We start from the raw sequence: 13980 nt of genomic DNA on the forward strand, positions 1-13980 counted from the left end.
TGTCACTCGCACGAACTAGGATCGAGACGTGGCTGGCAGGATCGCGCGGAACGACATCGACGAGGTCCGCGCGCGCGTCAACATCGCTGACGTCGTCGGCGACTACGTCACCCTGAAGTCCGCCGGGGTCGGTTCGCTCAAGGGCCTCTGCCCCTTCCACGACGAGCGATCACCGTCGTTCCACGTGCGTCCACAGGTCGGTCGGTACCACTGCTTCGGCTGCGGCGAGGACGGCGACGTCTTCGAGTTCGTCATCAAGCAGGACCACACCACCTTCCAGGAAGCCGTCGAGCGGATGGCCGCCAAGATCGGCTTCACGCTCCACTACGACGAGGGCGACGGTCCCCGCACCGACTACAACACGCGTGCGCGTCTCATCGCCGCGAACGAGGCGGCGCAGCAGTTCTACGTCGCGCAGCTCACCACGGCCGCAGCCGAGCCGGCCCGCCACTTCCTGGGGGAGCGCGGCTTCGACCCCTCGGCGGCGCAGCACTTCGGCGTCGGGTTCGCCCCGAAGTCGTACGACGCGCTGAAGGACCACCTGCGGGGGCGCGGCTTCACGATCGAGGAGATCATCTCGGCCGGCCTCGTCAGCCAGGGCGACCGCTCGCCGTACGACCGGTTCCGCGGCCGCCTGATGTGGCCGATCCGCGACGTGACCGGGGCGACGATCGGGTTCGGCGCGCGCCGGCTGCTCGACGACGACAAGGGCCCGAAGTACCTCAACACGCCGGAGACCCCGATCTACCACAAGAGCCAGGTGCTCTACGGGCTCGACCTCGCCCGACGCGACATCTCGAAGCAGAAGCAGGTCGTGATCGTCGAGGGCTACACCGACGTGATGGCGTGCCACCTCGCCGGCATCACCACCGCCGTGGCCACGTGCGGCACGTCGTTCGGCGTCGACCACATCAAGGTGCTGCGCCCGATGCTCGGCGACTCGGCCGGCGCCCACCTCTCGCAGCTCGGGAACATCGTCTTCACGTTCGACCCGGACGAGGCCGGACAGCGCGCCGCCTCCCGCGCCTTCGCCGAGGAGAGCCGGTTCGCGTCCCAGACCTACGTCGCCGTCGCACCCGAGGGACTCGACCCGTGCGACCTCCGGCTGGCCCGCGGTGACTCCGCCGTCACGCGTCTGATCGAGACGAAGCGCCCGATGTTCGAGTTCATGATCCGGCGCCGGTTGGCCACGCACGACATCGAGACGGCCGAGGGACGCGTCGCCGGGCTCCGCGATGCTGCTCCCGTCGTCGCCGGGATCCGTGACCGCACGCTGGCGACGGCGTACACGCGAGAGACCGCGAAGTGGCTCGGCATGGACATCCCCGAGGTCCGTCGTGCCGTCGAGAACGCCCGGCAGCGCGCGGGCGCCGCCGGGCCACGGCAGGACGACCACCGGACCGCGCACGCCGCGTCCGGCTCCGGCTCCGGCTCCGGCGGCGACACGGCGGCTCTGCCGGACGAACCGATCGCCGGACTCCGTCTCCTGCCGAACGACCCCATCACGCGGATGGAACGCGACGCCGTGATGGCGATGGTGCAGCAGCCCGGGCACGTCGGAGCGCCGTTGCTCGGACTCGCCGCATCGGCGACGTTCTCGGCGCCGATGCTCTCGGTCGTGCGGGACGCCGTCGTGGCGAACGTCGATGCCGTCGGTTCGGTGGACTGGCTCGACCGGCTGCTGCAGGACGTGCCGGCTCCGTTCCGCGGCCTCGTGCAGGAACTCGCACTCGCACCGATCCCGGCCCGCACCGACGAAGCCCTCGCGCTCTACGCGCGGAGCATCGTCGTCGCGCTGGTGGAGCGGGACCTGCTCGCGCGGAAGGCGTCGCTCCTCGGGCAGTTGCAGCGCGCGGACCCGAACGACCAGGCCGACCGGCGGGCCGAGATCCAACGGCAGCTCGTCGAGATCGACGCCCAGCGGATGCGGCTGCGCGCCGACACCGAGGCCTCCTAGCCCGTTCCGTGCCCACGTGCGCGCTCCCGCGCACCCGCCCGCGGCCGCGTGCACGTGCCCTCGCACCCGCCCGCGCCCGCGCAAGCGCCGCTGAGATCGCACTTCGGCGGCCTCGGCCGAAGTCGATGCCCGCGAAAGTGCGATCTCGGCACCGGCCGTGCCGCGCTGGTCGATTGCGACGAGGCCGCACGACGTGCCCGCGCCTGCGCCCGCGCCCGTTCCGCCGAGATCGCACTTCGGCGGCCTCGGCCGACGTCGATGCGCGCGAAAGTGCGATCTCGGCACCGGCCGTGCGCGCGAAAGTGCGATCTCGCGCCACCGAACGCACAGGTTGCACGACGCAACATTCGTGCGCGACGCGCCGCTCACCACCGCACGGATTGTGCGCCACGCGACGCACTCCTGCATTACAGCGGTGTAAACAAATCGCTCTGAGTTCGTTGCATTCCGTGACAGGGTGATAGCAATGAGCGTTCCTGGCCGGGCACACAGACGTACCACCCGCCGGCCGGGGCCCTTGCATTCATCACCAAGAGAGGCATCGGACATGGCATCCGTGTTCAAGAAGCGCACAGCCAAGTGGGGCAAGCGCACCATCGCGCTCGGCGCCGGCGCAGCAGCAACGGCGCTGGTGCTGACCGGCTGCGCGGGCGGCGGCAGCGGCGGCTCCGACGACCTGAACGGCCTGATCATCGGCACGACCGACAAGATCACGTCGCTCGACCCGGCGGGCTCCTACGACAACGGCTCCTTCGCCGTGCAGAACCAGGTCTTCCCCTTCCTGCTGAACACCCCGACGGGCAGCCCGGACGTCAAGCCGGACATCGCCACGAAGGCGGAGTTCACCGACCCGACGACGTACACGGTCACCCTCAAGAAGGGTCTCGAGTTCGCGAACGGCAACAAGCTCACCTCGAGCGACGTGAAGTTCTCGTTCGACCGCGACCTGAAGATCAAGAACGACAACGGCCCGTGGTCGCTGCTCGCGAACCTCAAGAGCATCGACACCCCGGACGCCACCACCGTCGTCTTCCACCTCGACCACGCCGACCAGACCTGGCCGCAGGTGCTCTCGAGCCCCGCCGGCCCGATCGTCGACGAGGACGTCTTCTCGGCGACCAAGCTGACGAGCGCCGCGGACATCGTGAAGGGCAACGCGTTCGCGGGCCAGTACACGATCAAGTCCTACAAGGAGAACGACCTCATCGCGTACGAGGCGAACCCCAAGTACGACGGCGTGCTCGACAAGGCGAAGACCAAGGACGTCACCGCCCAGTACTTCACCAAGGAAACCGACCTCAAGCTCGCCGTCCAGAAGGGCGACGTCGACGTGGCGTACCGCTCCCTGACGCCGACGGACATCACCTCGCTCCGCAAGGACAAGGACCTCCAGGTCATCGACGGCCCCGGCGGCGAGATCCGCTACGTGGTCTTCAACTTCAAGACCCAGCCCTTCGGCACCGGCCAGAGCGGCGCCGACGCGTCGAAGGCCCTCGCGGTCCGCAAGGCGGTGGCCGACGTCGTCGACCGTGCCGCCCTGGCGAAGGAGGTCTACAACGACACCTACACGCCGGTCTACTCGATGGTGCCGGACGGACTGACCGGTGCGGCGACGCCGTTCAAGTCGCTCTACGGCGACGGCCAGGGTGCCCCGGACCTCGACAAGGCGAAGAAGACCCTGTCGGACGCGGGAGTCAGCGGCAAGATCGAGCTGAACATCCAGTACTCGCCGGACCACTACGGTTCGGCCTCGGACGACGAGTACGCACTGCTGAAGTCGCAGCTCGAGTCGTCGGGCCTGTTCACCGTCAACATCCAGTCGACGGTCTACACGACCTACGCCGTGGACCGCACGAAGGACGCGTACCCGGAGTACCAGCTCGGCTGGTTCCCGGACTTCTCGGACGCCGACAACTACCTCTCGCCGTTCTTCACGAAGGACAACTTCGTGCAGAACCACTACGACGACCCGACCCTGCAGGGTCTGATCGCCGACGAGCAGGAAGAGTCCGACGAGTCCAAGCGCGCCGACCTCATCGAGCAGGCCCAGCAGCGTCAGGCCGAGCAGATCTCGACCCTGCCGCTCCTGCAGGGCAAGTCGGTCGCGGTGGCCGGCAAGGACGTCAAGGGCGTCGAGCTCGACGCTTCGTTCAAGTTCCGCTACGGGACGATCAGCAAGTAACCAGTCGCACGACAGGGGGCGCTCCCACGAGGGGCGCCCCTTGTCCGCGTCACGCGAAAGGCACCCCACCCCGTGACCCTCACGAACCCCGAGGCGATCGACACGGAGCCCACGAAGCCGCAGGCACAGCGACGTGCCAGCGGCGGCGGCGGACTCGGTCGGTACGTCCTCGTCCGCTTCCTCCTCATCTTCCCGACGATCTTCATCCTGGTGACGCTCGTGTTCTTCCTGATGCGCGTCATCGGGAACCCGATCACCGCCTCGGTCGGCGGTCGTCTCACCCCGTCCCAGCTGCAGGAACGCCTGCACGCGGCGGGCTACGACCGTCCCGTCATCGTGCAGTACATCGAGTACCTCGGACAGATCGTCCGCGGTGACTTCGGATCGTCGGTGACCGACAACCGTCCGGTGACCGAGATCATCCTGCAGTACGGCGGCGCCACCGCGGAGCTCGTGTTCTACGCGCTCGTCGTGGCCCTGGTGCTCGGCATCCCGCTCGGCATGCTCGCCGCGTACATGCGCGACAAGTGGCCGGACGTCCTGCTCCGTGCGCTCGCGATCCTGACGTACGCCACCCCGGTGTTCTTCGGCGGTCTGCTGCTCAAGCTCGTCTTCTCGGTCTGGCTCGGGTGGCTCCCGCTCGGCGACCGGGCCTCGACGCGCGCCCAGCTGATCCTCGACCGGATCGAGAACCCGACCGGGATCTACATCATCGACGCGCTCCGGACCGGCAACGCGCAGATCATCGGCGACGTGCTGTCGCACGCGGTCCTGCCCGCGCTGACGCTCGGTCTGCTCACCGCCGGCATCTTCCTGCGGCTGGTGCGCGCCAACATGATCGGTTCGCTCGGTTCCGAGTACGTCGACGCGGCACGCTCGCGCGGCGTCCGGGAGGCGCGGCTCGTCCGGACGCACGCGTTCCGTCCGGCGCTGGTCCCGATCATCACCGTGATGGGCCTGCAGATCGCCATGCTGCTGGGTGGGTCGGTGCTCACCGAGACCACCTTCGGGTGGCGCGGGCTCGGTTTCGAACTCAACCAGTACCTGTCGGCCCGCGACTTCGTCGCGGTCCAGGGCATCGTCGCGATCCTCGCGGTCATCGTCGCGGTGACGAACTTCGTCGTCGACGTCGTCGCCGCGCTCATCGACCCGAGAGTGAGGTTCTAGAGATGGCTGACACCTCCCTCGTCGACCGCCACGAGCCGCTCTGGAAGCGTCTCCCCGTGGTGGTCCAACTCCGCCGGAGCACCGGCTGGCAGCGCGCCATGCTCATCACGGGCGTGGTCATCTGCGCCCTGTACATCATCGTCGCAGTCGCCGCGCCGCTCATCGCCCCGTACGGCTTCGGCCAGCTGCAGGGTGCGGACGGCGTCAGTTTCCCGCGCACCGGCGAGCCGAGCGCCACGCACATCTGGGGCACGACCGTCGGTGGGTTCGACGTGTTCAGCCGTGTCGTCTACGGCGCGCGTACCGCGGTCCTCGTGGTCGTCGTGGCCGTCGTCGTGTCGATCATCATCGGCGTCCTGCTCGGCATGGTCTCCGGGTACCTCGGCGGCTGGCTCGACCGGGTCCTCGTCGTGGTCGCGGACGCGATCTACGCCTTCCCGTCGCTGCTGCTCGCGATCGTCGTCTCGATCGTCGTCTCGGGCGGCAACTCGAGCTACTCGGGTGGCATCATCGCCGCGGCCATCTCGATCACCGTCGTGTACGTCCCGCAGTACTTCCGGGTCGTCCGCGCCGAGGCGGTGCGCCTGAAGAACGAGGCGTTCGTCGAGTCCGCGCGGGTGCTCGGCACGAACCCGTGGCGCATCATGACGCGGCACGTGCTCCGGAACTCGACGCGCTCCCTGCCGCTGATCCTGACGCTCAACGCGAGCGACGCGATCCTGACCCTGGCGGGCCTCGGCTTCCTCGGGTTCGGCATCGGCCCGACGAGCGGCGCGGAGTGGGGCTACGACCTCAGCCGTGCGCTGTCCGACGTGGCGTCGGGCGTCTGGTGGACCGGTGTCTTCCCGGGTGTCGCGATCGTGGTGCTCGTCCTCGGCGTCACGTTCATCGGCGAGAGCCTCAACGACATCTCCGATCCTCGTCTGCGTGCGCGCCGACGGCTCAAGCAGCTGGTGTCCCGCAAGCAGGCCAGCAGCACGGAAGGGGCGACCGCATGACGGACGCAACCGGCCAGCCGGGCGCCACCACGCGCCTCCAGGCAGGCGACACCACCACGGAACCCGTCGTCGTCGTCGACGACCTGACCGTCACCTTCGCGACCGACGGCGGCGCCGTCGACGCCGTGAAGGGCGTCAGTCTCGACGTCCGGCCGGGTGAGGTCCTCGCCCTCGTCGGCGAGTCCGGTTCCGGCAAGTCCGTGACCGCGCGGAGCATCCTCCGGCTGATGCCGGAGACGGCGACGCTCGGCGGCGCCGTGTACCTCGACGGCACCGACGTGGTGAGCGTCGGCGCGCAGAAGCTCCGCGGGCTCCGCGGGACGGCGGGCGCGATGGTCTTCCAGGAGCCGTCGACGGCCCTCAACCCGGTCTTCACGGTCGGGTGGCAGATCGCCGAGGGCCTGCGGGCGCACGGCGGGGTCTCCAAGAAGGAGGCGAGGGCGAAGGCCATCGACTACCTCCGCCGTGTCGGCATCCCCGACCCCGAGACCCGCGTCGACCACTACCCGCACCAGTTCTCGGGCGGGCAGAAGCAGCGCGTCGTCATCGCGAGTGCGCTGTCGCTCGAACCGAGCGTCATCATCGCCGACGAGCCGACGACCGCGCTCGACGTGACGGTGCAGGCGGAGATCCTCGACCTGCTCCGTCGGTGCCGCGACGAGTTCGGCACCGCGATCGTGATCATCACGCACAACATGGGCGTCGTCGCCGACCTGGCCGACCGCGTCGCCGTGATGTACCAGGGCGAGGTCGTCGAAGAAGCCCCGGTCGACCAGCTCTTCGCGTCGCCGCAGGCCGACTACACGAAGCGCCTGCTCGCCGCGGTGCCCCGGCTCGAGGCCTCCACGGGCGTCGCCCGGCGCGCCGCGATCACCGAGGACGTCGCGCCCCTCGTCGAGGCGAAGGGGCTCGAGATCGAGTACCCCGGTCGCCTCGGATCGCACGCGTTCAAGGCCGTGAAGGGCGTCGACCTGGCGATCCGTCCGGGCGAGGTCCTCGGCCTGGTGGGGGAGTCCGGCTCCGGCAAGACCACCATCGGCCGCGCGATCGCCGGGCTGACGAAGATCACCGGGGGATCGCTCAACGTGCTCGGCACCGAGATGCTCGGCTACCGGGAGCGTGACTTCAAGCGGCACCGCAAGGACATCGGGTTCGTCTTCCAGGACCCGGCGACCTCGTTCAACCCGCTGCTCACCATCGCCGAGTGCGTCGCCGAGCCCCTCGTCGTGCACGGTGCGGCCTCGAGTCCGCGGGCCGCGCGGAAGCAGGTCGCCGAGCTCCTCGAAGCCGTGCAGCTGCCGGCCGCGTACGGCGACCGGTACCCGCACGAGCTCTCCGGCGGGCAGCGCCAGCGCGCCTCGCTGGCGCGGTCGCTCGCGCTCCGGCCGAAGCTCCTCATCGCGGACGAGCCGACGAGCGCGCTCGACGTCTCCGTGCAGGCGCGGGTGCTCGAGCTGTTCCTCGAGCTGCAGCAGGACCTCGGGTTCGCGGCGCTGTTCATCAGCCACGACCTCGCCGTGGTGGGTGCGCTGTCCGACCGGATCGCCGTGCTCTACCGCGGTGACCTGGTGGAGACGGGCACGACCGCCGAGGTCCTCGGCGCACCGCAGCACCCCTACACGCAGCGTCTCCTCGCGTCCCTCCCGGTCCCGGACCCGGCGGAACAGGCGGAGCGACGGCGTACGCTTGTGGCACTGGAGAACGCCGGGTCCTGACCCGACGTGACCACCCTGGAGGCGCGGCTGGCGTCGTCGACGCACGCCGCGCCTCCAGGGTGTCGCCTCCACCGCACCACGCACGACGGCCGGTGCGCTCCGGCCCGTCGCGAACCGCCGCCAGGGGGCGGCGTGGAAGGGGACCCATGATCGCGGTGAACGGACCGGCGGTCGTCGCAGACGACGTGTCGATCGAGTACCGGAGCGGACGGGGGACGGACGCGATCCGCGCCGTCGACGGCGTGAGCCTGACGGTCCGCCAGGGGGAGATCCTCGCCGTGCTCGGCGAGTCCGGGTCCGGCAAGTCGACCTTCGCCGCCGCCATCGCGGGACAGCTCGGCGCGACCGGCGAGGGCGAGGGCGCCCACCGACGGCACATCGTCGGCGGCGAGCTCACCGTGCTCGGACAGAAGACCCGCGGGCTGCGCACGACGTCGCGGAAGGCCGAGCGCCTCAGCGGGCGGATCGGGTACCTGCCGCAGGACGGTGCCGACCGGCTCAGTCCCGACCTCACCGTCGGCGAGGCCATCGCCGAACCGATCTACATGCGTGACCGCCGGTTCGACCGGAAGGAAGCGGGCCTCATCGTCGCGCGCCTGGTCGACGCGGTGCACCTGCCGCTCGGGGTGATGCGGCTCAACACGTGGGAACTCTCCAGCGGCCAGCGGCAGCGGGTCGCCCTCGCTCGTGCACTCGTGCTCGAGCCGCAGCTGCTCGTCGCCGACGAACCGGCGCGCGGCGTCGACGTGCTCGTCCGCCAGTCGGTGCTCGAGGCGCTCGCGACCCTGCAGCGGAACCGCCAGTTCTCCGCCGTCGTCGTGTCGAGCGACCTGCGCGAGGCCCGGGCCCTGGCCGACCGCGTGGCGATCATGGCCGAGAGCCGCCTCGTCGGTCTCGGCACCTTCGACGAGGTCCTCGACAACCCCGTCGACCCCTACGTGAAGACGCTCGCCGCGACCGCGGCACGTCCGGTGAAGCGCCGCCCGGCGACCGCCGCCGCTCCGCGCCGCTCGTCGGCGCCCCGCCGCCCGGTGTCCGCCGGGACCGGCCCCCGATCGGAACGCCAGGAGAACGCGTGACCACCTCTGCTCTGTCCTCTTCATCGTCTCCTGCTGGCGCTGGTGCCGGGCCGACCTCGTCGGGCGTGCGTGGGCACCGCGCGGTCGTGACCGATGCGGGGGCGGCGCTGCCGATCGCCCCGCCGGCGGCCGGACCGGTCGCGATCCTGCCGAAGCCGACCGACCTGCACGTGGCCGCGGTCACCGAGGCCGGTGGCACCGTCGCCGCGCTCGACGGCGACACCCGCGGGCTCGTCTGGCTCGACCCGCGCGACCCGGAGGGCCTGGCCACGGCGCTCGACGCCGCTCCCGGCGTGGGCTGGGTGCAGCTGCCGTTCGCCGGTGTCGACGCGTTCTCGCACCTCATCGCCGAGCACGGTGACCGCGTGCTGTTCACCTCTGCGAAGGGCGCCTACGCCGAGCCCGTCGCCGAGCACGCGCTCGCGCTGACGCTCGGCACGTTGCGCGTGCTGCAGAAGCGGGCGCGTGCCCGTTCGTGGGCGACCGAGCCCGAGGGTGTCTCGCTGTACGGCCGGAACGTGGTCGTCATCGGCGCCGGCGGCATCGCGCTCGAGTACATCCGGTTGCTCGCCCCGTTCGAGGTCTCCGTCACCGTGGTGCGCCGCTCGTCGTCGCCCGTGGACGGCGCCGACCGCACCGTGACGACGGACCAGCTCGACGAGGTCCTGCCGGACGCGGACGTGGTGATGATCGCCGCGGCGATGACCTCCGGCACCGCGAAGCTGTTCGGCGCGCGTCAGTTCGGCCTCATGAAGCCCTCGGCGCGGCTCGTGAACATCGCCCGCGGCGGCCTCGTCGACACCGACGCCCTCGTGGACGCCCTGCGGTCCGGTGCGATCGCGGCCGCGGGGCTCGACGTCACCGACCCCGAGCCGCTGCCCGACGGGCACCCGCTGTGGGACGAGCCCGGAGCCGTCATCACGCCGCACCAGGCGGACACGCCGGAGATGGTGGCGCCGCTCCTCGCCGAGCGCGTGCGGCTGAACACCACGGCGTTCCTCGGTGGTTCCGGGGACGGGTTCGTCGGCGTCGTCGACCCGGTCGCGGGGTACTGAGCGCGGCGCGCCCGGGATGCGACGCCGATGCGCGGGGTCGCTCCAGGGTGCTGCTATGCTGTTACCCGTTGTTCGCACGTCATTCGCCAGCGGACAGTGATCCTCGATAGCTCAATTGGCAGAGCAGCCGGCTGTTAACCGGCAGGTTGTTGGTTCGAGTCCAACTCGGGGAGCGGACGGCCCTCACCTTCGGGTGGGGGCCTTTTGCGTGCGCGGCGGTTCGCGCTGGGTGCGGGTTCCGGTGTGCGGCGTTTCGCGCTGAGCGACACCTCACGGACTCGCAGGCGCGAAATCTGTCGGTGAGCGCGAAACGGCCCGTGGTGTGCGCTCGCAGTCGGCGCATGGGCGGAAGCTGTTAGAGTTCACAGGTGAACACCGTGCGCCGAGCCCTCGCCGCGGGCGCCCTCGTCGCCGTGGCGATCGGTCTCGTGGGCTGCACGGCCGAGGCGGAGTCCGATCCCGAGGACTCGATCGACACCTCGGCCACGGCGGGCGTCTCGGCCTCCGGCACCGCGCCGATCGTGTTCGCGTTCGTCTGCGCCGTCGGCTCCTCGGACGACACCGAGACGTACACCACCTACTCGGCGGTGTGGGAGGACGAGCGCACCGACTGCCAGGCGCAGCGGATCACCGGCACCGAGATGTCCTCACAGCAGCGCGCCGCAGTGCAGGCGGCCGCGGGTGACGCGACGCTCGAGGAACTCGCCGCGGGGTGTGCCGTCCGCCGGACCGGGCCGTGGACCCGCGCCGTCGGCTCGGTGACCGAGGCGCACGTGGCCGCAGGGCTCCTCGAGTACTGCCCCGGACACCCGGAGACCGACCACCTGCGCGACGCGGTCGCTGCCTGGCGGAGCTGAGCCGCGCCTCCAGGCCGCCGGAACGCGACCCGTCGTCAGCCCTCGGGGTGGTCGCGACCGGGCAGCCAGGACTTGCCGGGGCCGCCCCAGCTGTTCTTGCGGATCGCCTTCGCGACCTGCTTGCCGTAGGGGTGCCCGAGACGGTCGGCGTAGAGGAGGCCGTCGAGGTGGTCGTACTCGTGCTGGAAGATCCGGGCGAGCCAGCCGTGCGCCTCGACCTCGAACGGTTCGCCGTGTTCGTCCTGGGCGCGGAGCAGCGCGGCCTCGGAGCGACGGAGCGGGAAGCGTTCGCCCGGCACCGAGAGGCAGCCCTCGGACTCCTCGTCGTCGTCGAGTTCCTCCACAGCCTCGGGTACCGGGGGAGTGGTCCACAGGACGGGGTTCACGGCCGCGCCGCGGTGCACGAGTCCGTCATCATCGGTGAACGAGAACACGAAGAGCCGCTTGCCGACACCCACCTGGGGGCCGGCGAGACCGACCCCGGGCGCCAGGTCCATGGTCTCGAACATGTCGGCGACGAGCGAACGGAGGTCGTCATCGAACTCGGTGACCTCGGCTGCACGCTCGTGCAGGACGGGTTCGCCGGTGATGCGGATCGGGAGAACGGCCATTCACCCAGGTTATCCGGCGGAGACCGATAGCCTCGACGCGTGACGACGGACCTGCAGCTGCCGGATGCGGTGAGCAACCTCACGCCGTTCCAGGCGCTGATGATCCCCGTCGCGCTCGTCGGTGCGGTCTTCCTGTCGCTCGGCGCGCAGTTCCAGAGCCGGGGCGTCCAGCGGGTCGAGGCACGGCTCGGTCGGCAGTCGACGGGACTCAGTGTCCGGCACGTCGTCGGCCTGGTCTCGAGCGGCTACTGGGTGCTCGGCACGCTCATGCTCGGCATCGCCGTCGTCCTGCAGCTCATCAGCATCACCTTCGCGCCGCTCATCGTGGTGCAGCCGCTCGGCGCCGTGGCGCTGGTCATCACGACGTGGTTCTCGTCGCGGTCGTCCGGTGTGCCCCTCGGCCGCCGTGCGCGTCGGGCGGTGTGGACGTGCATCGTCGGCGTCGGCATCTTCGTCGGGATCGCGGCGTTCGTCGGGCACGAGAGCGCCATCACCCGCCAGCAGCTCGTCACCGTGCTCGTGATCCTGGCGGTCGTCCTCGTGCTCGTGCTCATCTCGTTCCGCCTCGTGGCGAAGCACAAGAGCGCGCTCTACTACATCGTCGGCGCGGGCATCCTCTACGGCTTCGTGGCGACGCTCGCGAAGGTGACGCTCAACCGCTTCGTCAACCACACCTTCGACTGGCTGACCGTCCTCGCGATCATCGGGGTCGTCGTCGCCGCGTCGCTCGGCGGGTACTTCGTGCAGAACGCGTACTCGAGCGGTTCGGCCGACCTCGTCATCGCCGGCCTGACCGTGATCGACCCGATCGTGGCCGTCGGCATCGGCGTGATCGTCCTCGGCGAGGCGTCGGGCGCTCCCTGGATCGCGGTCGCCGGGTTCGTGGTGGCCGCGGGGATCGCGATCACCGGTGTGTTCATGTTGGCCAAGTACCACCCGCAGACGCGGAGCTGACGGGGAGCGGACGCGGAGCCGACGCGGAGCTGACGCCGAGCGGATCCGTGCCCTCCCGTGCCGTCCCGTGCCCCGTGTCACACCGGGGTATGACAGGGTCCGCCGCGAGGCGGAGGCGCACCCCGCGGCCGGTGCGGTAGCGTCGCAGACCGACCCGCATTCGCCCACGAGAGGACGACGCCAGCCGTGTCAGAGGACGCCACCACCGCCACCGCCGAGCCGACGGGTGCGACGGCCGGTCACCGACCGCTGCGCGTGCTGATCGCCGCGGACACCTTCGCCCCCGACGTCAACGGGGCCGCCACCTTCGCCGAGCAGCTCGCCGTCGGACTCACCGAGCGTGGACACGAGGTCCACGTCGTCGCCCCCGCGTCGAGCCGCCACTACGGCACCTTCGACGAGGAACTGCACGGCGTCACGCTCGTCGTGCACCGCCTCAAGTCGTACAAGTGGCCGCTGCACCCGTGGCTGCGCTTCGTGTGGCCGTGGAGCGTCCGCAAGTGGACCGCCCCGATCCTCGACGCGGTCAAGCCCGACGTCCTGCACATCCAGTCGCACGTGGTGATCGGCCGGGGCATCGTGCACGAGGCGAACGCCCGCGGCATCCGGGTGATCGCGACGAACCACTTCATGCCGGAGAACCTCCTCGAGTACACCCCGTTCGGCAAGTGGACGCTGCCCATCGCGCTGAAGATCGCGTGGAACGACGCCGCGAAGACCTACCGGCTCGCCGACGCGATCACGACGCCGACGAACCTGGCCGCGGACTACCTCCGTCGCGCGATCGCGGGGCAGCGCGTCCTGGCGATCTCGTGCGGCATCGACGCCTCGCGGTACGTCGCCCGTGCGGGCCGTCCCGCGAACAACGACATCGTGTTCGTCGGCCGGGTCGCGCCGGAGAAGAACCTCGACGTCCTCGTGCGGGCGCTGGCGATCCTGCCCGCCGAGCTGAACGCGACGCTGACCATCGTCGGCGACGGCGAGATGATCCCGAAGCTGCAGGCGGAGGCGAAGGAACTCGGGCTCGAGGACCGTGTCCGCTTCCTCGGGTTCGTGTCCGACGAGGTCAAGCAGCAGGCGCTCACGAACGCCACGGTGTTCGCGATGCCGTCGACGGCCGAGCTGCAGAGCATCTCGTCGCTCGAGGGGATGGCCTCCGGGCTGCCGGTCGTCGCGGCCGACTCGATGGCGCTCCCGCACCTGATCGACGGCAACGGGTACCTGTTCGTGCCGGGCGACGTGGACGACCTGGCGGCGAAGCTCACGGCGGTGCTCACGGCGTCCGACGACGACTACGTGGCCATGCGGGAACGCAGTCTGACCATGATCGAGGCACACGACATCAACCGCACGCTCGCGACGTTCGAGGCGCTGTATCGTGGGGAGCCGGTGGCCTGACGGTCCC

At 70.4% G+C, this 13980-nt stretch carries 11 protein-coding genes and 1 tRNA gene; 11 read left to right on the top strand and 1 reads right to left on the bottom strand.

Annotation, left to right across the window (positions count from 1 at the left end):
* Nucleotides 1-28 precede the first annotated feature (28 nt).
* The 9 genes from dnaG to DEJ28_RS07695 all read left to right on the top strand — a co-directional run bounded on the left by dnaG (nt 29) and on the right by DEJ28_RS07695 (nt 11010).
* A complete protein-coding gene (dnaG, locus tag DEJ28_RS07655) occupies nt 29-1957 on the top strand; it encodes a DNA primase (RefSeq protein WP_111116271.1) in 1929 nt (642 codons plus the stop codon).
* A gap of 547 nt (nt 1958-2504) precedes the next feature.
* A complete protein-coding gene (locus tag DEJ28_RS07660) occupies nt 2505-4139 on the top strand; it encodes an ABC transporter substrate-binding protein (RefSeq protein ID WP_111116269.1) in 1635 nt (544 codons plus the stop codon).
* A 72-nt stretch (nt 4140-4211) separates the two neighbouring features.
* Nucleotides 4212-5306, top strand: coding sequence for an ABC transporter permease (locus DEJ28_RS07665; protein WP_111116267.1), 1095 nt, complete (start codon nt 4212-4214; stop codon nt 5304-5306).
* Nucleotides 5307-5308: 2 nt separating this feature from the next.
* Entirely contained in the window at nt 5309-6304 is a 996-nt protein-coding gene (locus DEJ28_RS07670) for an ABC transporter permease (RefSeq protein WP_111116265.1), read from the top strand.
* The gene (locus DEJ28_RS07675) at nt 6301-8019 is read left to right on the top strand and encodes an ABC transporter ATP-binding protein (RefSeq protein WP_258368120.1); all 1719 of its coding nucleotides are present in this window, start codon (nt 6301-6303) and stop codon (nt 8017-8019) included. Before DEJ28_RS07670 ends, DEJ28_RS07675 begins: the two co-directional genes overlap by 4 nt.
* A gap of 146 nt (nt 8020-8165) precedes the next feature.
* Nucleotides 8166-9098 (top strand): ATP-binding cassette domain-containing protein, encoded by a 933-nt coding sequence (locus DEJ28_RS07680; protein WP_111116263.1) that lies wholly within the window; start codon nt 8166-8168, stop codon nt 9096-9098.
* Between the two features lie 86 nt (nt 9099-9184).
* Nucleotides 9185-10153, top strand: a complete 969-nt coding sequence (locus DEJ28_RS07685) for a D-isomer specific 2-hydroxyacid dehydrogenase family protein (protein ID WP_502866954.1) — start codon at nt 9185-9187, stop codon at nt 10151-10153.
* 100 nt (nt 10154-10253) lie between these two features.
* Nucleotides 10254-10326: transfer RNA gene (locus DEJ28_RS07690), tRNA-Asn, on the top strand.
* A gap of 195 nt (nt 10327-10521) precedes the next feature.
* A complete protein-coding gene (locus tag DEJ28_RS07695) occupies nt 10522-11010 on the top strand; it encodes a hypothetical protein (RefSeq protein WP_111116261.1) in 489 nt (162 codons plus the stop codon).
* Nucleotides 11011-11045: 35 nt separating this feature from the next.
* Here DEJ28_RS07695 and def read toward each other — a convergent pair whose 3' ends face one another.
* Nucleotides 11046-11621, bottom strand: coding sequence for a peptide deformylase (def, locus tag DEJ28_RS07700; protein ID WP_111116259.1), 576 nt, complete (start codon nt 11619-11621; stop codon nt 11046-11048).
* 39 nt (nt 11622-11660) lie between these two features.
* On the opposite strand from def, the gene DEJ28_RS07705 reads away from it, so the two are divergent.
* Together DEJ28_RS07705 and DEJ28_RS07710 are read left to right on the top strand one after the other, a co-directional pair.
* On the top strand, nt 11661-12575 hold the full coding sequence (locus DEJ28_RS07705) for a DMT family protein (RefSeq protein ID WP_181433763.1): 915 nt from the start codon (nt 11661-11663) through the stop codon (nt 12573-12575).
* 186 nt (nt 12576-12761) lie between these two features.
* Nucleotides 12762-13973 (top strand): glycosyltransferase, encoded by a 1212-nt coding sequence (locus DEJ28_RS07710; RefSeq protein WP_111116257.1) that lies wholly within the window; start codon nt 12762-12764, stop codon nt 13971-13973.
* Nucleotides 13974-13980 lie beyond the last annotated feature (7 nt).

The sequence above is a fragment of the Curtobacterium sp. MCPF17_002 genome, assembly GCF_003234115.2.
Taxonomy (GTDB): Bacteria; Actinomycetota; Actinomycetes; order Actinomycetales; family Microbacteriaceae; genus Curtobacterium.